Source organism: Aurantiacibacter aquimixticola, from assembly GCF_003605475.1.
GTDB lineage: Bacteria > Pseudomonadota > Alphaproteobacteria > Sphingomonadales > Sphingomonadaceae > Alteraurantiacibacter > Alteraurantiacibacter aquimixticola_B.
The window spans coordinates 1,355,000-1,374,798 of record NZ_RAHX01000001.1 but is presented as its reverse complement, the minus strand read 5'-3'; the positions used below and the strand labels follow the sequence as shown (position 1 = coordinate 1,374,798).

The 19,799-nt window shown below is 62.1% G+C and carries 20 protein-coding genes and 1 tRNA gene; 7 read left to right on the top strand and 14 right to left on the bottom strand.

Annotation, left to right across the window (positions count from 1 at the left end):
- Positions 1-135: 135 nt before the first annotated feature.
- The 6 genes from D6201_RS06905 to sppA all read right to left on the bottom strand — a co-directional run bounded on the left by D6201_RS06905 (position 136) and on the right by sppA (position 6,642).
- A complete protein-coding gene (locus D6201_RS06905; protein ID WP_120048133.1) occupies positions 136-591 on the bottom strand; it encodes a hypothetical protein in 456 nt (151 codons plus the stop codon).
- A complete protein-coding gene (locus D6201_RS06900; RefSeq protein ID WP_133303961.1) occupies positions 588-1,313 on the bottom strand; it encodes a hypothetical protein in 726 nt (241 codons plus the stop codon). The genes D6201_RS06905 and D6201_RS06900 overlap by 4 nt, the downstream gene beginning before the upstream one ends.
- Complete coding sequence (locus tag D6201_RS06895) at positions 1,310-3,073, bottom strand: hypothetical protein (RefSeq protein ID WP_133303960.1); 1,764 nt, start codon at positions 3,071-3,073, stop codon at positions 1,310-1,312. The genes D6201_RS06900 and D6201_RS06895 overlap by 4 nt, the downstream gene beginning before the upstream one ends.
- Positions 3,074-3,763: 690 nt before the next feature.
- Positions 3,764-4,339, bottom strand: a complete 576-nt coding sequence (locus tag D6201_RS06890; RefSeq protein WP_133303959.1) for a hypothetical protein — start codon at positions 4,337-4,339, stop codon at positions 3,764-3,766.
- Between the two features lie 236 nt (positions 4,340-4,575).
- A tRNA-Val gene (locus D6201_RS06885) sits at positions 4,576-4,650 on the bottom strand.
- Between the two features lie 93 nt (positions 4,651-4,743).
- Complete coding sequence (gene sppA / locus D6201_RS06880) at positions 4,744-6,642, bottom strand: signal peptide peptidase SppA (protein ID WP_120048129.1); 1,899 nt, start codon at positions 6,640-6,642, stop codon at positions 4,744-4,746.
- A gap of 112 nt (positions 6,643-6,754) precedes the next feature.
- Between sppA and D6201_RS06875 the strand changes: the two genes are divergently transcribed.
- The 3 genes from D6201_RS06875 to D6201_RS06865 are packed head-to-tail and all read left to right on the top strand — an operon-like array spanning position 6,755 to position 9,760.
- Positions 6,755-7,786, top strand: a complete 1,032-nt coding sequence (locus D6201_RS06875; protein ID WP_120048128.1) for an aspartate carbamoyltransferase catalytic subunit — start codon at positions 6,755-6,757, stop codon at positions 7,784-7,786.
- Positions 7,783-9,009, top strand: a complete 1,227-nt coding sequence (locus tag D6201_RS06870) for a dihydroorotase (protein WP_120049261.1) — start codon at positions 7,783-7,785, stop codon at positions 9,007-9,009. The genes D6201_RS06875 and D6201_RS06870 overlap by 4 nt, the downstream gene beginning before the upstream one ends.
- On the top strand, positions 9,002-9,760 hold the full coding sequence (locus D6201_RS06865; RefSeq protein ID WP_120048127.1) for an SDR family NAD(P)-dependent oxidoreductase: 759 nt from the start codon (positions 9,002-9,004) through the stop codon (positions 9,758-9,760). Before D6201_RS06870 ends, D6201_RS06865 begins: the two co-directional genes overlap by 8 nt.
- A gap of 75 nt (positions 9,761-9,835) precedes the next feature.
- Here D6201_RS06865 and D6201_RS06860 read toward each other — a convergent pair whose 3' ends face one another.
- From D6201_RS06860 to D6201_RS06850, 3 genes are read right to left on the bottom strand one after another with little or no spacing between them, the layout of a single operon-like run.
- Positions 9,836-11,284 carry an SPOR domain-containing protein gene (locus tag D6201_RS06860; protein ID WP_120048126.1) on the bottom strand — a complete coding sequence of 483 codons (1,449 nt, stop codon included), beginning with the start codon at positions 11,282-11,284 and terminating at the stop codon, positions 9,836-9,838.
- 14 nt (positions 11,285-11,298) lie between these two features.
- The gene (locus tag D6201_RS06855; RefSeq protein ID WP_120048125.1) at positions 11,299-11,766 is read right to left on the bottom strand and encodes a hypothetical protein; all 468 of its coding nucleotides are present in this window, start codon (positions 11,764-11,766) and stop codon (positions 11,299-11,301) included.
- Positions 11,766-12,485 carry a ParA family protein gene (locus D6201_RS06850; RefSeq protein WP_242447461.1) on the bottom strand — a complete coding sequence of 240 codons (720 nt, stop codon included), beginning with the start codon at positions 12,483-12,485 and terminating at the stop codon, positions 11,766-11,768. The genes D6201_RS06855 and D6201_RS06850 overlap by 1 nt, the downstream gene beginning before the upstream one ends.
- A gap of 216 nt (positions 12,486-12,701) precedes the next feature.
- Between D6201_RS06850 and D6201_RS06845 the strand changes: the two genes are divergently transcribed.
- The 4 genes from D6201_RS06845 to bfr all read left to right on the top strand — a co-directional run bounded on the left by D6201_RS06845 (position 12,702) and on the right by bfr (position 16,067).
- Positions 12,702-13,805 (top strand): SPOR domain-containing protein, encoded by a 1,104-nt coding sequence (locus D6201_RS06845; protein ID WP_242447460.1) that lies wholly within the window; start codon positions 12,702-12,704, stop codon positions 13,803-13,805.
- A 69-nt stretch (positions 13,806-13,874) separates the two neighbouring features.
- Complete coding sequence (locus tag D6201_RS06840; protein ID WP_120048122.1) at positions 13,875-15,155, top strand: DUF418 domain-containing protein; 1,281 nt, start codon at positions 13,875-13,877, stop codon at positions 15,153-15,155.
- A 49-nt stretch (positions 15,156-15,204) separates the two neighbouring features.
- Complete coding sequence (locus D6201_RS06835) at positions 15,205-15,429, top strand: (2Fe-2S)-binding protein (protein ID WP_422664694.1); 225 nt, start codon at positions 15,205-15,207, stop codon at positions 15,427-15,429.
- A gap of 134 nt (positions 15,430-15,563) precedes the next feature.
- Entirely contained in the window at positions 15,564-16,067 is a 504-nt protein-coding gene (gene bfr / locus D6201_RS06830; RefSeq protein WP_120048121.1) for a bacterioferritin, read from the top strand.
- A gap of 9 nt (positions 16,068-16,076) precedes the next feature.
- On the opposite strand, the gene D6201_RS06825 is transcribed toward bfr, so the two are convergent.
- The 5 genes from D6201_RS06825 to D6201_RS06805 all read right to left on the bottom strand — a co-directional run bounded on the left by D6201_RS06825 (position 16,077) and on the right by D6201_RS06805 (position 19,736).
- A complete protein-coding gene (locus tag D6201_RS06825) occupies positions 16,077-16,277 on the bottom strand; it encodes a hypothetical protein (protein ID WP_120048120.1) in 201 nt (66 codons plus the stop codon).
- 148 nt (positions 16,278-16,425) lie between these two features.
- Complete coding sequence (locus D6201_RS06820) at positions 16,426-16,947, bottom strand: DUF2721 domain-containing protein (RefSeq protein WP_120048119.1); 522 nt, start codon at positions 16,945-16,947, stop codon at positions 16,426-16,428.
- On the bottom strand, positions 16,944-18,422 hold the full coding sequence (der, locus tag D6201_RS06815) for a ribosome biogenesis GTPase Der (protein ID WP_120048118.1): 1,479 nt from the start codon (positions 18,420-18,422) through the stop codon (positions 16,944-16,946). The genes D6201_RS06820 and der overlap by 4 nt, the downstream gene beginning before the upstream one ends.
- 44 nt (positions 18,423-18,466) lie before the next feature.
- Positions 18,467-18,904, bottom strand: a complete 438-nt coding sequence (locus D6201_RS06810) for a VOC family protein (RefSeq protein WP_120048117.1) — start codon at positions 18,902-18,904, stop codon at positions 18,467-18,469.
- Between the two features lie 55 nt (positions 18,905-18,959).
- Positions 18,960-19,736 (bottom strand): TorF family putative porin, encoded by a 777-nt coding sequence (locus D6201_RS06805; protein WP_120049259.1) that lies wholly within the window; start codon positions 19,734-19,736, stop codon positions 18,960-18,962.
- Positions 19,737-19,799: the final 63 nt, after the last annotated feature.

The window sequence follows — 19,799 nt, the reverse complement described above, 5'->3', positions numbered from 1 at the left end:
GTCCCAACGCAGCGCGGATCAACTACTTGGAGGTTGAGTGTTCGGCAGGCACGCAGAACGCAATCGTAGCCAGCTTTCAGTCAGCTGGGAAATACAAAAGAGATTGAAGAGAAATCAGGCGGCACGTGGCAGACGCTATGCCAAGCCGGTCAGCTTAAGAATGCTTAAACTAAACGCTATTGCGCCCAACATCCCAGCGAACGAGACGACTCCGATTTTCCAATATGCGCGCGCGGGCAGATCCTCTCTCTCACGGGCGTCTTTTCGAGCGAGCGCCAAAACATTCTTCGTGAATTCGATGTCTTCGAATAGCTCTTTGCGGGCGAGTGTGAACAGGTAAGCTCCCTGCTCGTTCTCATGCAAGCGCCGCTCCAAATCGCGCATGGTATCGCCAAGTTTCCGCGAAATGACGAAGGGGCTGGCTGGATCGCGAAGCAGAACGAAGGTCAGAATGTAAACCAAGATAGCGGCGAGCACGAGGACCGGGCTACGCTCTCCGATATAGTCTAACACTCCGGTCATAATACGTCGTTCGAACGTGGTGATCGGTTGGCCAAATAGGCTTTGCCAAAGGTCGTCGAGAGTTATCATCCGGTCAATTCCCAATTCACGTCCAGCCCGAATTGTTTGAATTCGTCTAGGAACACACCCAGCGAAAATTTATCAGAAGTGGCATTGGCGGCATCCGTTAGGGATAGCCCTTCGCTGTAGATTAGCCGCTGCATGTCGGATGGGATTATCGGAATCTTGATGACGCCATCGCGGGTTTCTCGGGAAATCTTGTAACCGCCAAAGGCCAGCACTTTGTGAAGCCCGGCATCCGAGGCCAAGTTCGGAATTTGCAAAGTTTGATCGTTCTCTGAGGCCAAAAAGCAAAAGTATACGGTTGCCGAGAAACGCGGTCCTTGAAGGTGTCTTCCGACATTAATCGCATCTCGCCAATGCATACGTCCAAACTCGACAATGGCGGGGATTTCAGGGTGGCGCAGCCGCTCGTCGATCGCAGCGTTCACCGGATTGGCCGCGTGCGCGGGAGGAGCGAACCGCCGCTCCTCAGCCAGGGATTTGAACGCCCGGCTTGCCGGTGTGCCGACTTCGAAAATCATCGGTTCGGTCGTAAGGAAACAGGCCAACATGAGTGCGAGCGTGCTCGCGCCCTCGCCATCATAGTGAGCGATGATATAAGTATCGGTCAGATGCGATGCTTGGCTTTTTGAAATCGGGAAGCTGACCCCGCTTGCCACATCCTCCACCTTAGTGACTGCACATATCGCATCCCAGTGGGGGCTTCGAGTCACGATGTCGTTGCTCATATAACGTCCTTGTCGTTGACGTCGAACAGAGACGCTTGACGCCTTTGTCTGCGCTCATGTGTGCGGATAGGAGGCAGTATGGTGACCTCTGTTGAGACGGCCCTGGCGTCCGAAAGAAAAGCGGCGTCAACCTCACGCGAAGTCGCTTCATTTCCCTCAGAGGCGCTCTCGCCGGCTTCCGAGACTTCGTCCCTCGGGCTATCTCTGAGTTCGGTCTGCACCCGCGGTCCGGCTCCCTCTTCTCGAGCGATAGGGGGCGATCGGTCGGTGCTGCCCTCATCATGCGAGGCTTCTCGTTCAGCGGTGCGGGTAAACGGAATTCCAGCGCCCTGAATGTTTTTATCATCCTCTGGCGGAAGCTCTGTTTGTGTCTCTTCGACGGATCCGCATGCCACTCCCGCTTCGTCTTCGCACGGTGTGGAGGCTGGGCTCATGTAGGTTTCGCGGGTCATCGGTTGCTGGGCAATAAGATGAAAGTCAGGGTGGTCCTCGAGAATTACCATGCCATCGCTGCGGAACTTGAACTGCAAGCCGGAAGCCAGCGCCTCGTCGAGCGCTTCCATGTTGCGCCGGTGCCTGTCGCCAGCGCGCTTGACGGCGTCCATCTCGTTGAATTTCACCTTCGCGAAACTGTGTTCGTGCGCCGCATGCATCAGCGCGAAGAAGACCTCCTCGCTTCTGACTACGGGGGCAAGTTGCTCCGCCAGCGTCTGGATTTTCTCACAGAAGCGAGGCACCCAGTCGTCCGTCTCGTTGCTCGCTGGGTCGAGTGCATCGATCATAAGGCGAATGTGACCGAATGGCACCGAGAGCTCGAAATTTCGGATCGTCTCGTCCTCGATACGGCGCTTGAGAAACGAGACCGTCGCCTCCGCGACGGCGCGCCTACTTTCGTCTAGGCCGAGGCTCGATTGCACGAATGCTACTTCGTTGGATTCGAGTTTTTCTCCCGCAGTTCGATGCAGATCCCAGTCGATTTTGGCCATGGGATTATCCGCGTCTGCGAGTCGTGCCATACCCATAAGCGCAGCACTCGACATTGGATAATCGATAGGCAAATCGATGCCGAAGACTCGGCGAACTTCATCCATGACACACGTGCGATCAAGCGCCGCCGCACGGTCGATCCATACTGCTTCTTCATCGGAAAGTTCGTCACGCCAACATTCGAAAACGCCGACTTGATGGAGATGCGGAATGGGGTTCTGAGGATCCTCGAACTCGCGATCGCGCGTTGCCCACCCAATGAGTTCGGCGGCTATGGAAAGGGCATAAGATGGGGCGGACTGAACGGCGGAGCGGCTTACATCATGAGCAGAAAACTTTCCGATAAGTCGCTTGAGATAGCGAAGGTTGTATCCATCCTCGCTTGGGTTTTCTCGCGACTGGGGGACGTCCTCGGCGAGCGGTTCGGCGCTGTCGAACAGCTCCAATTCTAGTCTCGCCTGATCGGCGACTAGGTTCTTTGCTAGAGCATCTGCAGTTGCTTCTGCAGCTGCCTTCGTTGTCCGTTCGACGGTTCTACTCAGCCTCTTGCGCGTCTTGTTCTTATGAGTTGAGACAAGCGCCGGATTGCGTGCAAACTGCAGATCCTGCGAAAGCTTGTCATAGCTGGCGCCGCCTTTGAGATGGGTTCGGATCCGCCGCAATCGCTTGCTGATTTCGACGTCCTCAGCGGTCGCGTCAGGAACGATCGCTAGCGCAGTCCGGTTGAGCAATTCGCGATAGGCGCAGTGAGGGTCATCTTCGAGCATACCCATGGTTTTAGGATGCGGTTAGCGGGTATGCCAAACGCCCCATCAATTTTTGTTCGTAGCGAAGGAAAAGGGGCCCCCTTCCAAAGCGATGGTTCTTTCCGCATCGAGAAGAAGGAGTGCCTGCGAACCCCATCATGATGCGGGTTCGCGAAGCCATCTTTACAATTACGAACGGTTTTTTCGACAACGTTCGCGGCAAATGGCAAGATCGCTGACGAACCATTTATTGGTAAACAATCGCACTCAATTTTTTAGGCGCAATACCGCAAAATGGTATGCACCTATGGCGCGAACCATTTTGCTGCGCTCGTTCGGACTGAAGGTCCGACGAGTATAGCTCGCCAAAGGCTCGCACGTCGGCTTTCAGAAGCCTCCTTGTGTGGTGCGGCCTGTCATGGCCTGGGGCGGTGTGGCGACACCTTGGGGAGGGCGGACCCTATCGCTGACAGCTGCGGGCCGAATGAAATTTCGAACACTTCAGAATGACCTGCCGGGTGAACCGGCAGGGTGAATGGAAAAGAGTGTGAAAAACGCTCGGCATTCGCCTCGTCGGTTCGGATACGAACCGAAAGGCAGAACTGTATGAATATCGAACACCTGAATCCCGAACACGAGGACGCCGATTCGGGAGGTGTGCTGAATGCTAAAAGATGAGCAAGGTGCGCAAATGGTGCGCAATTGGCGTTCAAAGGGTTAGTCGGTCTCGGCCACCGCCTGCTCGACCTCGACAACATTTGGTTGCAAGACTTCTTCGTAGATTACACGAGACAGCGGTTTGATCGTTTGGATGTCCATCGTCGCTCCCATCATCACGTGGAGACGGTCATGAAGAGCTTTTTTCGTTGGGAAGTATCCAGCATTCAATCTTCCAGCTTTGGCTAGCTGAATTGCCGCTACCCAGAACGGCGTCCAATCATCTTGGTTTCGCTTTTTTCCGCGCTCTGGCTTTGACGGTTTTCGTTCGGCGACAAAACTCTCGACGGCGCCCTCGTCGAACACAATATCGCTTAAGCGTATTGCGGGGTTTTCGCCTTGGCTTGCCAGTTCCGCTCTACCCCAAGTCCACACAGCGGCCTGCTGAGCCTGCTCTTCGATGCGCAGCCAATAGCGTTTGATTTTAGCGAATTCGCCCGCATGGCCAGTTTCCAAGTGGAGCACCGTAGCGGTCCCGTGGATGCGGCCCCGGGCGACAGCATCTCCGAACTCGGTCAAAGCTTTTTGAGGATTCTGGCATGTGAGCAGGAGCGAATGGGCATCTGAAGCTTTCATTCGCGGCGTCTCGCACGCTGAGGGTTAGCAACTCGTTATTGGCTTAGTTTGGGGTGTCCTGATTACCTTCAAACCTATAACGCGCAAAAGGCCTCTTGGGCCCCGGTCGGTTTCCCCGAACTCAGCCTTCGACATGGTGCTCCGAAAGCCGCCGCAAAAGTCCGCGCACGAACGCCTATGTTTTACAGGATTTTTACAGGTAAATCCAAACCATCTCTTCTAAGTCATTGAAAAGATGGTGGGCGCGGCAAGGATTGAACTTGCGACCCCACCCGTGTGAAGGGTGTGCTCTACCACTGAGCTACGCGCCCGCCCGAGAGATCGCTACGGTCGTCGATTCACGGCAGGGGCGCGCCTTTGCCATGCGCGCCCGATGAAGGCAAGACGAAGCCTCGTCAGATGCTTTAACGGCGCAGCCCTTGAACCAGCCAAGCGAGCAATCCGCGTGACGGTTCAGGTCGAGACGACGCAGGCGCTGCCGCTGGAACGGCCATACATTCGACGCACCGGGCCTGCACACCCTCGCTGCCGAGCAATGTCTCGAAATCGTCGACGATGCGCGCCAGCCTTTCGTTTTCACGCCGAGCAAGAAGAGCGGCGACATCCGCGCTTCTCGTCTGTTCCGCGCCGCCACCGGCCATCATGCGTGACAGGAGCGAACTATAGGAGTCGGCATCCTTGCCGAGATAGCGCACGTCGAAGTCTTCGCCCAGTTCTGCGCGTGCGGCCGCCCACGCAATCGCGGCATCCAGATCGCCGAACTGATCCACCAGGCCCAGCTGACGCGCGGCGCCGCCATCCCAGACGCGCCCCTGGCCAAGCTCGTCGGCACGTTCGGGGCTGATGCCCCGTGCAGAAGCGACCAATGCGAGGAACCGGCCATAGGTGCTTTCCACCGTATTCTGCAGCAAGGCGTCGGCTTCCGGTGTAAAGCCGGAGAACAGGTCCGGCTGACCGGACAAGCCGGTCGTTCGGACGCCATCGGAATTGATCCCGTATTCCGCCAAGGCGTCCTCGAAGCTTGGAACGACGAGGAAAACGCCAATGGAGCCGGTGAGCGTCTGCGGCTCAGCGAAAATGCGCTCTGCCGGGGTTGCCACCCAATACCCACCGCTGGCGGCGTAATTGCCCATGGATACGGCGATCGGAACCCCAGCGTCCTTATGCCGCAGGATTGCGCGTCGAATGGTCTCCGAGCCGGTGACGCTGCCGCCGGGCGAGTCCACGCGCACCACCAGTGCGTCCAGATCGTCGTCGAGGGCATCGTCCAGCAACGCTTCGATGCGGGCAGCGCCAGCAGAGCCCGGCCCGGCCTCCCCGTCCGTAATCGTCCCGGCGATAGTTACGACGCCGACCTTTCCGTCACCGCCAATGTCGAGGTCCGCTTCGACATCCGCGAGCCAGGGATCGAATTCGGTCGCGGCGAAGGTTCCGGGATCGTCATTCCAGTCGTCCTCGCCGACTTCCTGGGCAATGCGCTCCCCCCATTCGACGCGCGTACCGATACGATCGGCAAGGCCAGCCGCAAGGGATGCCTGCGCCAGGTCGCCATTCGACGCTTCGAGCCATGCATCGACATCGCTGGTGACCAGGTCGATATCCGCATCCGGCCGCGCCGCCGTTACGGCCGCGCGCCATTCACCCCATAGCGTTGCCAGAAGTTGCGTGAGGTTTTCGCGCGCGGCGGGAGACATTTCGTTCTGTGTCCACGGTTCGACCGCGCTCTTGTAAGTGCCGACGCGATAGACGTTCGCGTTCACGTTGAAGCGTTCGAGCGCATTCGCGTAATACAGGTTCTCGCCGCCCGGCCCGGTGATGACCACGCCGCCCAGCGGATCCACCCAAACCTCGTCCGCGTGGGCCGCGAGCAGCATGGCATCGTCACTATAGGCAATGCCGTAGCTGTAGATCGGCTTGCCCGCTGCGCTAAAGCGGTCGAGCGCTTCGGCGATCCCCTGCATGTGAACGGCGCCGCCGCCAAGGAAACTGGTGAGATCGAGCGCCAGCGCCTCGATACGCTCGTCCCCAGCTGCTGCATCGATCGCACGAATAAGGTCTCGCGCCGCATATTCGCGCACCGGGACGCTTTGCGAAATCAGGGCGGCAAAAGGATCGATCGGTGCCACTTCCTCGACGACCACGCCATCGATATCGAGCAGAAGCGCGCCATCGCGCACCACGCCGGGATTGGGCCGGGCGCTCAGCGCTGCGAAGAGGAGGGCGAAGAAAAGCAACAGGAAAAGAAGCGCGAGCCCATCCTTGATGCCCACCAGCAATCGCCAAACCTTGCGCGCAAAACCCATCGAAAATCCCCGTTGGAAATCAGTCTCGCTCGCCATTTAGGCAGTGCGGCGCGGCAGGGCCAGCTTTAACCGCTTGAGGTGCGCACGGCTCTCGACTAACGGCTTGGCTTTAATGACAGCGCCGCCCTCCGATACCTCCGCATCCCGCTTCCCGGCGGGGAGACGGGCGTTTCCGCATCGCGACCTGATCGCCATCGGCGATCTGGAACGCCACGAAATCCTCTATCTGCTGGCCGAGGCCGAGCGATATGTGGCTTTCAACCGGCAGGCGGCAAAGCATTCGGACAGCCTGTCCGGCCTCACGATCATCAATGCCTTCTTCGAAAATTCGACGCGGACGCTGCTCAGCTTCGAGATCGCGGGCAAACGCCTCGGCGCCGATGTCGTCAATATGCATGCCGCGCAATCGTCGGTGAAAAAGGGTGAAACGCTGATCGATACGGCGATGACGCTCAACGCCATGCGGGCCGACGCCATCGTCATCCGCCACGGGTCGAGCGGGGCGACGGGTCTAATTGCGGGCAAGGTGGATTGCCCGGTTCTCAATGCCGGTGACGGACAACATGAACACCCGACCCAGGCGCTGCTCGATGCTTTGGCGTTGCGCCACGTGCTGCGCGCGCGGGGACAGGAGGCCGAGGATTTCACCGGGCTGAAAGTGACGATCTGCGGAGACATCCTCCACAGCCGGGTTGCCCGCTCGAACATCCTGTGCCTCCAGGCGCTTGGGGCTTCGGTGCGCCTCTGCGCGCCGCCAGCGCTGATGCCGAGCGGGATCGCGCGGATGGAGGTCGAGACATTCACTCGCTTCGACGATGCCCTCGCGGGGGCCGACGTCGTGATGATGCTGCGCCTGCAGAACGAGCGGATGGACGGGCAGTTCATTCCCAGCCCACGCGAATACCGGCACCTGTACGGAATGACGAAAGAACGGCTGGCGCTCGCCGGGGACGACGCCATCGTCATGCATCCCGGGCCGATGAACCGTGGGGTCGAAATCGACAGCGACATCGCAGATCTGAAAGGCCGTTCGATCATCACGCAGCAAGTGGAGATGGGCGTCGCCATTCGCATGGCCTGCCTCGACATTCTGACACGCAAGGCTCGCGGGATCTCCGGCTGGGGCGAGGGGGAGTGGGTGTGAGACAGGCGCGCGCGCTTTCCATCCGCAATGGCCGGATCGTTCGGCCCGACGGCGTTTTCGAGCAGTCGCTGCACGCCGATGACGGACGGATATCGGACAGCAAGGGCCAGAGAAACGCCGACGACGTGCTGGACGCGGCCGGAAAGCTCGTTGTCCCGGGCATCGTCGATCTGGGCGTGTTCGCTATCGACAAACCCGCCTTCCATTTCGGCGGGATCACGCGCGCTGCGCTGATGCCGGACCAGTCTCCACCGCTCGATCATCCAGCGCGGGTGAGATTTGCAGCGCAGAGTGGCAAGCCCGATCTCTGGGTGCATCCACTCGCTGCGGCGACCGTTGGGCTGGCGGGCGAGCAATTGGCGGAAATCGCGCTGATGCAGGATGCCGGTGCCAAGGCGGTGGCGACGGGTAGAAAATGGATCGGCGATAGCGGTGTGATGTTGCGACTGCTGCAATATGCCGCGATGCTCGACCTTGTGGTCGTGACCCATGCCGAAGATGCCACGCTGGTCGGCAATGCGGCGGCGACCGCTGGGGAGATGGCCACGAGGCTCGGGCTTCCCAGTGCGCCCAAGGCTGCGGAAACGCTGGCTCTGGCCCGCGATATTGCACTGGCAGAGGCGAGCGGCGCGCGTATCCATGTCCGCCAGGTCACGACCCGCGCTGGGCTCGATCTCGTGCGCCAGGCAAAAGCGCGCGGCGTGGCGATCACCGCGGGCGTGACGCCGGCGCATTTCATGTTCTCAGACCTCGCACTGGCCGATTACCGCACCTTCTTCCGGCTGTCCCCGCCATTGCGCGAGGAGGATGACCGGCAGGCCGTGATCGAGGCCATCGGCGACAATACGATCGATGTAATCTCGAGCGGCCACGATCCGCGCGGACCGGAAGACAAGAACCTTCCCTTCGCCGACGCGGCACCCGGCGTGGCCGGAGCCGAGACGCTGCTGGCGATGACGCTGACGCTGGTGCGCGATGGCGTGATCGACTTGCCGCGCGCCTTCGATCTGATCGCGCGAAATCCAGCCCGGCTTCTGGGCGTGGAGGCGGGGGAGCTGGCCGTCGGCAAGGAGGCGGACATCGCTATCGTCGATCCTGAAGCGCCCTGGGTGGTGGATTCGAAGAAGATGGAAGCGCAGGCGGGTAATACCCCGTTCGACCGGCAGCCCGTGCAGGGCCGCGTCACCGCGCTGTTCAAGGGAGGAATGCGGATCGATGACTGACATGACTGGAAAGACGGTGCTGGTTACCGGCGCAGCCTCCGGCATCGGGGCTGCCTGCGCGCTTGCGCTTGCGAGAGCGGGCGCGGCAAAGCTGGTGCTGGTCGACCGCAATGGCGACGCTCTGGATGGGCTGGAACTCGATTGCGAGACCGTGCGGCATGCAGGGGATGTCGCCGACGAAGGCCTGTGGGACACGATCGAGGCGGCTGGCGACACCTTCGATGGCGCGGTGCTGAATGCCGGGATCGCCGGAGAGAACGCGCCGATCGTCAAATCGACATTCGAGAACTGGAAGCGCGTCACCTCGGTCAATTACGACGGGGCATTCCTGTCGCTGAGAACCGCGATGCGGCAGGCATCGGAAGGCGCGTCCATCGTGCTCACCGCCTCGGTCACCGGCGTCAAGGCGGAGCAGGGCATTGCTGCTTATGCCTCCTCCAAGGCGGCGGTGATCCAGCTGGCCAAGGTTGCCGCCAAGGAAGCTGCGCGAAAGGGCGTGCGCGTCAACGCGATCGCGCCCGGCGGCGTCGATACTGCGATCTGGGACGGCGTCCCGTTCTTCGAGGAGCTCGTGGCCAAGCACCAGGGCGACCGCGCCGGGGCGCTCGCGACGATGGCTGCGCAGGCGACGCCGCTAGGCCGCTTTGCGACTGCCGAGGAGATAGCCGGGCAAATCCTCTTCCTGCTCTCAGATACGTCTGCCGGCATCACTGGCACGACGCTGGTGAGCGACGGCGGCTTCCGGCTCTAGGCCAAAAAAGAAAGCCCCTCCCGGTGGACGGGGAGGGGCTTTCGGGTTCTTCTCGCCAGGAGAAGGGGAAGATAATTAGCGGCGCGCGAGGCGAACGCCCGTATCGACAGCGCCGGGCAGCGGGCTGCTGGCGGCCCAGCTGATGCAGCCATCGCCACTCGCCGCATCGACGCGGTCGCACATGGCATCGCTGCTCGCATTGTCGAAGCCGCCAGCGGAAACGCGCCAGTAATTGCGGCCACGCACCACGGCCTGTGTGATGACCATCTGGCGGTCGGCCAGCTCAGGGTAGCGCTCGACATAGATGCCCCAGGCACGCTCGGCGCTCGCTTGGCTGGAAAAGCTGCCGAGCTGAACGAGATGCGTCGGATCGCTGGCGATATCGGTGACCGGGGCGCTTGCGCGCTTGCTCCGCACGAGGGCCGGCTGCGTGATATCACGCGCGGCGGTGATGGCGCTGGTGCGCGGCGCGGTTGCGGCAGGCGCGGTGGCTCGCGGTGCAGGCGCGCTCGCGGCAACGGCTAGCTCGCGAGAAGCGGGCTGGACCACGGGGCGGGTTACGAATTCATCGCTCCGCTCGACTTCGGCAACGGGAGCCGTGTCGGCGAACGCATTGGCGAAGCTTTCCGGCTGGCTCCGGCGCGCAGCGGGCTGGGCCACCGTTTCATAGCGGCTATCGGGCGCGCCAACGGAAGGCAGCTCACCACCGCTCACCGGCAGGCTGATCCGCTCTGCAGGAGCGGCCATCGCCATCGGAGCAGGTGCGGCTGCGGTGGGCGCCTCGGCCAGCTGCGTCGGCACGGTATTGGCGAGCGCAAGATGCGTCGGCTGGCCGCCATCGCGAATGCCCGCGGGAACGCCGAGCAGATTGGCGATGCGAGCCTGGTAGGCGTCGGCCGAAGCCATCTGTGCCCACTCCGTCATGCGGGTGCCGACTTCGTGTGCAGGAATATCCTGCGAAGCCATCATGCGCGCTTCGCGCCAGCGACCGGCAACGGCGTAAGCGTAAGCGAGGTTCTGGCGAACCTTCACCGTATTGTCGCCGCCGCGAATGGCGTTGCTGAGAATGTGGATGCCGCGATCCGGCTGACCGCTCAGCGCAAGTGCCAGGCCGAGATCGGCAGCGTAGATGTCGCCTTCATACTCGTTCAGCAGCGCAGCGGATTCGGAGTAGCGTGCCTGCCCCGTCAATGCGAGCGAGAGGCTGAGCGCGGCGCGCGGGCTTGTATCGCCCAGCGCCATCGCGTCCTGGAAGCTGGCGGAAGCGGACGCAAAGCGACCGGCTTCGAGATAGGCGTTGCCAAGGCGCATACGGTGAGCGGCGTTGCGCGGCTCCGCCGCCACGGCGGCTTCGGCAGCCTGCACCGCCTGCGTATAGCCATTGTCGACGGCCTGCTGTGCCTGCGCTGTCGAGACATTCGCCTGCGCGCCGGGATGCCCGGCGCAGCCGCTGAGCATGACCGCCGCCATCGCGGTGGTCATGCCGAAACCGATCATCGGATTGCGCTTGTCTGCCATATGCATCGTCTGGGTCCCCCTCAGGACGTCTTGGAGTTCTTCGCCATCTGTTCGGCGATCGCTTCGAGTTCGGGATTCTTGGCGAGGAATGCGTCAAGCGCCTGCGTCACCAATTGCTGTGCGCTCGATCCCGCAAGAGTGCTCGCAAGGCGAAGCTTCATGTGACGCTCTGCATCGAGGCGCAGGGTAAACGCGGCCTTGTCCTTGGCCTTTACCGCCTTGTCGGCGCGCTTCGCTGCCTTGCTGCGGCGATTGGCGACCGGGAGCGGCACGACCTGATCGTTATCGGCGAAGGCATCGCCCATATCATTCCAGCCGAGCGCGTCCTGGCTTTCCGCCAGCGCATCGAAATCGTCTTCGAGCATGGCCATGCGGTCCGACTGCTCGAGCTGTGCGCGCATGGCCGGCTTTGCCGTGCCCTTGCGTGCAAGAAGCATCGGGCCGAGCGAGGCGAAGCTCTTGCTTTCGCTGATCGCCGAGCTGCCCATTATTGTGCCACCCGGCGGCCGAAGCCTGCCTGCTGGCGTGCGGCACCATTCGCGGCGGCGGACTTGCTGCCCGGCGCTGCAAACACGGTGCGGCGGAAATTCTTTTCGAGGCGATCGGCGACATAGTGCCACAGCGCGGTGACTTCCTGGGCCGAGCGTCCTTCGGGATCCACTTCCATCACCGTGCGGCCGTCGATCATCGATGCGGCGAAATCGGTGCGGTGGTGAATGGTGATCGGGGCGACCGTGCCGTGCTGCGACAGCGCAACGGCGGCTTCGGAGGTGATGCGCGCCTTGGGCGTGGCGGCGTTCACGACGAAGATGAGCGGTTTGCCCGCACGCTCGCAAAGATCGACGGTGGCGCCGACTGCGCGCAGATCGTGGGGCGAGGGGCGAGTGGGCACGACCATCAGCTCGGCAACCGAAATCACCGACTGGATCGCCATCGTGATGGCGGGCGGCGTGTCGATCACGGCAAGCTTGAAACCCTGCTGGCGAAGAATCGCCAGATCGTTCGCGAGACGTGCGACCGTGGTCTGCGCGAAGGCCGGGAATTCGGCCTCACGCTCGTTCCACCAATCCGCAAGCGAACCCTGCGGGTCGATGTCGATAAGAACGACCGGTCCGGCGCCGGCACGCTGTGCCTGCACGGCCAGGTGACCGGAGAGAGTGGTCTTGCCCGATCCACCCTTTTGCGATGCCAATGCCAAAACGCGCAAGGCGATTCCCCCTAAAGTCTTCGACCCCGATCCGAATGATCATCCGGGCCTTCCGACAACGGGCTTCGCAGGATACCCTTTATTTTGAGTTAATGTGCACAGGCCCGATCTGGCTTTTCGATGGCCTGCGGCAAGTTTTTCACGCCCGCCCCGCACCGGCGGAAGCGTGTCAATAAGGGGCGTCCACATAAACGCTTTGCTAAAGGCTCGTTTACTATGGCACCTTCGGATTGGCAACGATTGCAGATGGGGATTGGTGCGATGTCGTTATGGAATTCGACCTGGCTCGGTGGGGCGCTGTTATCGATCGCCGTTTCGATCGCGATGCCGGCTGCGGCGCAATCCGTGCGCGATGGCGTCGATGCGTGGAGCAGGGGCGACTATCCCGCTGCCATCGCACAATGGGAAGGCCCGGCGAGCGAAGGCGATGCCGATGCGCTCTTCAATCTGGCTCAGGCATACCGGCTTGGTCGCGGCGTGCCGATGGACCTGGCGCGCGCCGAAGATCTCTACGCCCGTGCTGCGGCAGCGGGGCACTTGCGCGCTGCCGATACCTACGGCCTGATCCTGTTTCAGGATGGTCGGCGGGAAGAGGCGCTGCCTTACGTGGTGGCGGCCGCACGGCGCGGCGATCCGCGCGCGCAATATTTGCTGGGCATCGCGCACTTCAACGGCGACCTCGTGGAGCGCGACTGGGAGCGGGCCTATGCGCTGCTCACGCTCGCCAATGCCGACGGCCTGCCACAGGCCGGGCCGGCGATTGCGCAGATGGACGGATTTATCCCGTTGGAACAGCGCCAGGCCGCGGCGGGACTGGCGCGCCAGCTCCAGGCGGAGGCCGAAGCCGCGCGCTCGGTCGAACTGGCCGCTGCCGATCTTTCGGTCAGCGAGGATGACCGCGCGCGTTCGCCCGAGGTTGTCGCCGCGCGCGATGCCGTACAGCAGGCGCGAGTGGCGACCGGCACGGCAAGCCCGGCGGATGCCGGTGCGAGCTTCGCACAGGCGGAAAGGCCTGCGTCTGTAACGACTCCTGCGCCGGAGCCCACGCGGACGGTCGCCGCCGCACCTGCTCGGCCCTCTGCGCGCGCCAGCGGGCCATGGCGCGTGCAGCTCGGTGCCTTCGGCGTGCCCGGCAATGCAGAAAGGCTCTGGACGCGCCTCTCTTCCCGGCCCGAAATCGCCGGACGCGAGCGTCTGCTGATCCCGACCGGGCGCGTCACGCGGCTGCAGGCGGGCGGATATGCCTCCCGCGCCGAAGCGCAGAGCGCGTGCAACAGCTTGCGCCGCGTGGGGCAGGACTGCCTTGTTACCCGCAACTGAAGCCGTATCGGCGCTTCACTAATCCGCTCGCGCGGCTAGAGTCGCAGGCGGGACGGACAGGGAATCGCCATGACAGACCAACAGGCCACGCCTGATACGCCGCGCGGTGCCGAACCCGCGCCGGCCAAGCCGAAAGAGCGCATCGCCAGCCTCGATCTGATTCGCGGCATTGCCGTTCTGGGCATTCTCGGCGCGAACATCGTTGCCTTCGGCCAGCCTTTTACCGCCTATATGTGGCCGGACGCCTGGATCGGCCCGACGGGCGACCCCGACAATTGGCTGTGGGTAGCGCAATTCGTTCTGATCGACGGCAAGATGCGCGGTCTTTTCACCCTCCTGTTCGGGGCGGGGCTGGCGCTGTTCATGGACAAGGCCTGGGAACGCGGCGCGAGTCGGGCGCTGCAGGCGCGGCGGCTGGCATGGCTGCTCGTCTTCGGCCTGATCCACTTCTTCTTCATCTGGCGCGGCGACATCCTCTTTCTCTATTCAGTTAGCGGTTTCGTGGCGATGGCCTTCCTGCGCTGGTCCGCCAGAAATCTTCTCGTCATCGGTCTGCTGGGTTATGTGATGGCAGGCTTCGCATTCGTGCTCTTCATGGGCTTCCCCTATCTCCTGGCCGACACAGCGCTGGGGCAAGATCCTAAGATGGCGGAGGCCACGGCCGGGCTGACGGAGGCAAAGCAGGACGTCGGGCGGGACGATGCGCTGGAGCGTGAGGTGCTGACGGATGGCAGCTATATCGATTTCGTCACTCACCAGTTCTCCGAGCACCTGACGGACCCGCTGATCTCGCTCAGCACCTTCATGTTCGAGACGCTGCCGCTCATGCTCATCGGTATGGGCCTTTACCGCGCTGGCTTGTTCGGCGGCGGACTGAATGCGCGCAAGCAGGCGATATGGGGATGGCTGGGCGTCATCGTCGGGTCGGCGCTGACCCTGCTTATCGCACTCGCCATGCGCGATGGCGGATTGACCTATTGGGGTACGATAGCAGCCTTTACCGGCTTCACACACCATGTGCGGCTGCCTGTCGTTCTCGGCCTTGCGGCGCTGCTGGCGCTGTATGGAGCGCATGCCAGCGGATGGCTGGCGGAGCGGCTTTCCGCCGCAGGTCGCGCGGCGTTCACCAATTATCTCGGCACATCGGTGCTGATGATGCTGGTCTTCCATCCATGGGCGGGCGGGCTGTGGGGCGAGCTTACGCGGCCGGAGCTCTACCTCGTCGTGCTGTTCGGCTGGGCGGTCATGCTGGGATGGTCGAAGCCCTGGCTCGAACGCTTCCGCTATGGCCCGCTCGAATGGCTGTGGCGTTGCCTTACGTACTGGCGGTTCTTCCCGCTCAAACGATAGTGAGAATAATTCGCAATTGGCTTGCTCTTGCAAGCGACTCGCATTAGCTATGGCGAAGACCACGGAGATTCGCCGCCTAATGTATACCTGCATCTGCAACGCCATTCGCGAATGCGAACTGCGCAAGGCTGCGCGGCAGTATCACGGCGGCGGGGCTGAAAGCGTGTATGCCAAGCTCGGCAAGCGGCCCAATTGCGGCCAGTGCCTGGAAGAAGCGGACGAAGTGATCCGTGAAGAGCGGGACGCGCTCATCGAGCCTGCGGTCGCCGCCTGATCCATTATTCTGATACGCATTCGCAATAGCGCGGTTTTCCGCGCTTTTTTATCCCATCGACCTATCCTTTCGCTTGCCACACCCGGCGTCTGGCGCGTTAATGGCGCGAACACCGGAACTATGGAGCGGCACCCATGAAGGGCGATCAGAAGGTCATCGAGTATCTCAACAAGGCGCTTACCAATGAGTTGACTGCGATCAACCAGTACTGGCTGCATTATCGCGTCCTCGCGAATTGGGGCGTTCACAAGCTCGCCGAATACGAACGCCACGAATCCATCGACGAAATGAAGCACGCCGACTGGCTTGCCGACCGTATCCTGTTTCTGGACGGGCTCCCCAACTTCCAGGCTCTCCACAAGCTTAAGGTGGGAGAGACGGTCGAAGAGATCCTAAAGGCCGATCTTGCCATGGAGCATGAGGCTATTCCGCTGCTCAAGGAGGCGGCCGATCACTGCGACAGCGTAAATGACTTCACATCGAAGCGGCTATTCGAAAAGATCCTGGAAAGCGAAGAGCAGCACGTCGATTTCCTGGAAACCCAGTTCGACATGATCGAGCGCATGGGGATCGAGAATTACGTGCAGCTCAACAGTGCGCCCGCAGGCGACACCGCGAATGACGCCGGCGCGGCTTGAGCAGCCGGCCTAGCGCACCAACCAGAACGGCGCGGTGTCGCTGCCCTGCTTGTCCAGCGTGGCAAGGACATTTTCGCCATCCATGATCTGCGCAGTGCCGTGACCCAGATTGATGTCGGCGACGATCAGGGCTGTACCTATGTTGGGCACGTCCAGCACTTGCTGCGCCCGCTGACGGTGGGGCGTGAGCGCGATTTGCAAACGCTGCATGACAGCTCTTCTCCTCGATGAACATCATCGCTGAAGCGGTTACGGATCGTTCGATGAATGGTTGCGGGCACCCGCGCATCCTACCGCTCACGAGATGCCGACTACCACCGAGTCGTGACGAAAATACGACGGTTTCCAGAAACTTAGACTATGTTAAGTCAATTTCCGACGATCGGGTCTGCTGGCGCGCGACGATATCACGGCTGCGCTTGCGGCGCTCGCGTGCCGTGGCCGTCGCCAGCTTTGTTTCGCGGAAGAAATACAGCAGCGCGACAGACAATTGCGCCATGGTCGCGATCCAGAGGGCCGCCACCAGCGTGCCGATGCGCGGTTCGATAAACGCGCTGACGAAGAGGATGGCGATGACGAGGCAAATCGTCAGCGCGGCCGAAGTCGAGAGATTGACCGCGATCTGAGAGAAAACCTGCCGCTGGCGCAGCGCGGGCAGTTCCTCGGCCTCGCGCCCGCCGAGGCCCTTTTCACGTCGCCGCTCTACGAATTCGATACGATCGTTCAGCCAGGTAAGCCGCATGTTCATGACATTGAGCAAGGCACCGATGGCCGCGAGCAGAAAGACCGGCGCAAGACTGAGCTGCACGATCTCCTGCACCCGCGCAGTGCTCGCCGTGCGTTCAATGAGCTCGCCGGTAACGGAAAGAACGTCGATCACGAATTTCCGCCGCTATATTTCCCCCCGCCGCCGCGATTGTCGTCATACGGGTTCTTAGGACTCTTGAGCGTCAGGCGTACCGGCACGGCGCCGAAGCCCAGGTCGCGCCGAATACCGTTCAGCAGGTATCGTTCATAGCTTGTCGGCAGGTCGAACAGTCGGCTGCCGAAGATGACGAAGCGGGGCGGGCGCGTGCCGACCTGGGTTATGTAGCGCAGCTTGATGCGGCGGCCTCCCGGCGCGGGCGGCGGATTGGCAGCAAGCGCATCGTCGAACCAGCGGTTGAGCGCCGACGTCGGCACGCGGCGGCTCCAGTCCTCACGCAGCTTGAATGCCGCCGAAAGCATCGGGTCGAGGCCCTTGCCGGTCACCGCGCTGACGGCAAAGAGCGGGACGCCGCGAAGTTGCGCCAACCCTTCGTCGAGCGCCGCGCGGATACCGTTGAAGAGCGCCGATGCGTCCTCCGCGATATCCCACTTGTTGATCGCGATCATCAAGGCGCGGCCTTCCTCGAGAACCTTGCTGGCAATCTTGAGGTCCTGCACTTCGAGACCGCGCGTCGCATCGAGCAGCAGCACGACCACTTCCGCGTAATCGACCGCGCGAAGGCCATCCGAGACGGAAAGCTTCTCCAGCTTGTCCACCACCTTGGCGCGTTTGCGCATTCCGGCGGTGTCGATCAGCTTGATCGTGCGCTCTTCTCCGCTGGCCGGATCGGTCCATTCCCAATCGACCGCAATGGAATCGCGCGTGATGCCAGCTTCCGGCCCGGTCAGCAGGCGATCCTCGCCGAGCAGGCGATTGACCAGAGTGGATTTGCCCGCATTGGGTCTGCCGACAATGGCAAGGCTGAGCGGCTCTGTCGGATCGTGCTCTTCCAGTTCCTCGCCCGCTTCTGCCGCTTCGCGCGCTTTGTCCGCGGCGATTGCGGCTGCCTGCTCAGCCTCGAGCTCGAGCTGTTCGGCCCTGTCGCTGATTAGCGGAAAGAGTGCGGAATAGAGGTCGGCAACGCCCTCGCCGTGTTCGGCGCTGACCGGAATCGGTTCGCCCAGTCCCAGCGAATAGGCCTCCAGAATGCCGCTCTGCCCGGAATTGCCTTCCGCCTTGTTGGCGATGAGGACGACCGGGACTTCCTGTTTGCGAAGCCATTGGCCGATCTCTTCGTCCAATGGCGTGAGCCCCGCACGGCTGTCGACGACGAACAGTGCGGCATCGGCGTCCCTCAGCGACACCTGCGTCTGAGCGCGCATCCGGCCGGGAAGGGACGCCTCGTCCTCGTCTTCCCAGCCAGCCGTATCGACGGCTTCGAACTCGAGGCTGGCGAGGCCCGCCAATCCCTTGCGTCGATCCCTGGTCACACCGGGCTGATCGTCGACCAGCGCCAGGCGCTTGCCCACCAACCGGTTGAAGAGCGTGGACTTGCCCACATTGGGGCGGCCGATGATGACGACCTGGGGAAGCTGGCGCGCGGGCATGATGCGCCGTCAGGTGGCGGTTCGCACCGCGCTTGGCAATAGGCTTACCAGCTGCCGGTGTTCTCCATGCTCGCCCACGGCTCCTGCGGATCGAGGTGGCCGTCCTGCAGCAATTCGATGGAGACACCGTCCGGCGAACGGACGAACGCCATATGGCCATCGCGCGGCGGGCGATTGATCGTCACCCCGGCATCCATCAGGCGATGGCAAGTCTCGTAGATATTCTCGACCCGGTAGGCGAGATGGCCGAAATTGCGCCCACCGACATACTGCTCGGGCGCGCTGCCATCTTCCGGCGGCCAGTTATATGTCAGCTCCAGCTCGGCCACGCCTTCCTGCCCGGGCGCAGCGAGGAAGATGAGCGTAAATCGCCCCTTCTCGCTTTCCTTGCGGCGCACTTCCTCGAGGCCGATGAGCTTGAAGAAATCTACCGCCTTATCGGGGTCGGCAACGCGGATCATGCTGTGTAGATACTGTGTCATCCGCGCGGTCTAGCAGCATTGAACGGGGCGCGCATCCCGGCGCGCCCCACTTCGCTCAGAAGCTTGCCGAAAGAGTGAACACCACCGAGTCTTCCGTGAAGGTGCCGTCCGGATCGATCAGCACATCGCCATCCACGCCGACCCAGGCAACGCCAAGCGAAAGCGGGGTGCCCGGCACGGCGGCCTCCGCCCCGATGGAATAATCGAACGCTTCGCCATCATTGGTGAAGGTCAGGAAGCCGTCAGTGTATCCGACATGGCCGCTGACCGTAACAGGGGTTCCCGGCACGCCGATGCCCGCATCGAGATACAGATACAGATTGTCCGTCCCGCCAAGCGAATCCTGATCGGGCGCGTAGGCGATGCCGAAAGTGGTCTCCGCCGGGCCGAGCGTCACGCCGGCCGATCCGTAAAATTCGACATAGTCGAAATCGCCCGGGCCCGCGTCTGGATAGAGATAGGCGATCACGCCGACATCGGTCGAAACGATGCCGAATTCGCTCGACCAGCCGCCATAGATATCGAGCTCGGTAGAACCGTAGCCAACCGTATCCTCGTCCAGCGAGGAGGCCCAGGTGCCGACATAGAAACCGGCGGGCAGGCCGACATCGACGCCGCCCTGGATGGCGAATTCGCCGTCGGACAGCGACACGCCGCGAAACTTGTAATCGCTGACCAGCGAGACATTGGCCGACACCTCGATATCGGGGCCGGACGGATCGTCCTCCACCTCCTCGGCGGGATTGACGACCTGCGCCATTGCGGGCGCTGCGAGCATCGCCGACATGGCGAAAAGGGATGCAGCCGTAAGGCTGCGGATGGACGTAAGCATGGGCAATTCCTCGATTGCTTTGGTGAAAATGCTTCGTCCCACCTGCGCATTGCGCGTCCGGCG

Bases quoted from the DNA above. Each gene is read 5' to 3' on its own strand.
- D6201_RS06845 (WP_242447460.1), top strand. From the start codon at position 12,702: ATGGCACCTTCGGATTGGCAACGATTGCAGATGGGGATTGGTGCGATG.
- sppA (WP_120048129.1), bottom strand. From the start codon at position 6,642: ATGGGTTTTGCGCGCAAGGTTTGGCGATTGCTGGTGGGCATCAAGGAT.
- D6201_RS06905 (WP_120048133.1), bottom strand. From the start codon at position 591: ATGATAACTCTCGACGACCTTTGGCAAAGCCTATTTGGCCAACCGATC.
- D6201_RS06875 (WP_120048128.1), top strand. From the start codon at position 6,755: ATGACAGCGCCGCCCTCCGATACCTCCGCATCCCGCTTCCCGGCGGGG.
- D6201_RS06840 (WP_120048122.1), top strand. From the start codon at position 13,875: ATGACAGACCAACAGGCCACGCCTGATACGCCGCGCGGTGCCGAACCC.
- D6201_RS06860 (WP_120048126.1), bottom strand. From the start codon at position 11,284: ATGCATATGGCAGACAAGCGCAATCCGATGATCGGTTTCGGCATGACC.
- D6201_RS06835 (WP_422664694.1), top strand. From the start codon at position 15,205: ATGGCGAAGACCACGGAGATTCGCCGCCTAATGTATACCTGCATCTGC.
- D6201_RS06805 (WP_120049259.1), bottom strand. From the start codon at position 19,736: ATGCTTACGTCCATCCGCAGCCTTACGGCTGCATCCCTTTTCGCCATG.
- D6201_RS06865 (WP_120048127.1), top strand. From the start codon at position 9,002: ATGACTGACATGACTGGAAAGACGGTGCTGGTTACCGGCGCAGCCTCC.
- D6201_RS06900 (WP_133303961.1), bottom strand. From the start codon at position 1,313: ATGAGCAACGACATCGTGACTCGAAGCCCCCACTGGGATGCGATATGT.
- D6201_RS06895 (WP_133303960.1), bottom strand. From the start codon at position 3,073: ATGGGTATGCTCGAAGATGACCCTCACTGCGCCTATCGCGAATTGCTC.
- D6201_RS06825 (WP_120048120.1), bottom strand. From the start codon at position 16,277: ATGCAGCGTTTGCAAATCGCGCTCACGCCCCACCGTCAGCGGGCGCAG.
- D6201_RS06890 (WP_133303959.1), bottom strand. From the start codon at position 4,339: ATGAAAGCTTCAGATGCCCATTCGCTCCTGCTCACATGCCAGAATCCT.
- D6201_RS06855 (WP_120048125.1), bottom strand. From the start codon at position 11,766: ATGGGCAGCTCGGCGATCAGCGAAAGCAAGAGCTTCGCCTCGCTCGGC.
- der (WP_120048118.1), bottom strand. From the start codon at position 18,422: ATGCCCGCGCGCCAGCTTCCCCAGGTCGTCATCATCGGCCGCCCCAAT.
- D6201_RS06810 (WP_120048117.1), bottom strand. From the start codon at position 18,904: ATGACACAGTATCTACACAGCATGATCCGCGTTGCCGACCCCGATAAG.
- bfr (WP_120048121.1), top strand. From the start codon at position 15,564: ATGAAGGGCGATCAGAAGGTCATCGAGTATCTCAACAAGGCGCTTACC.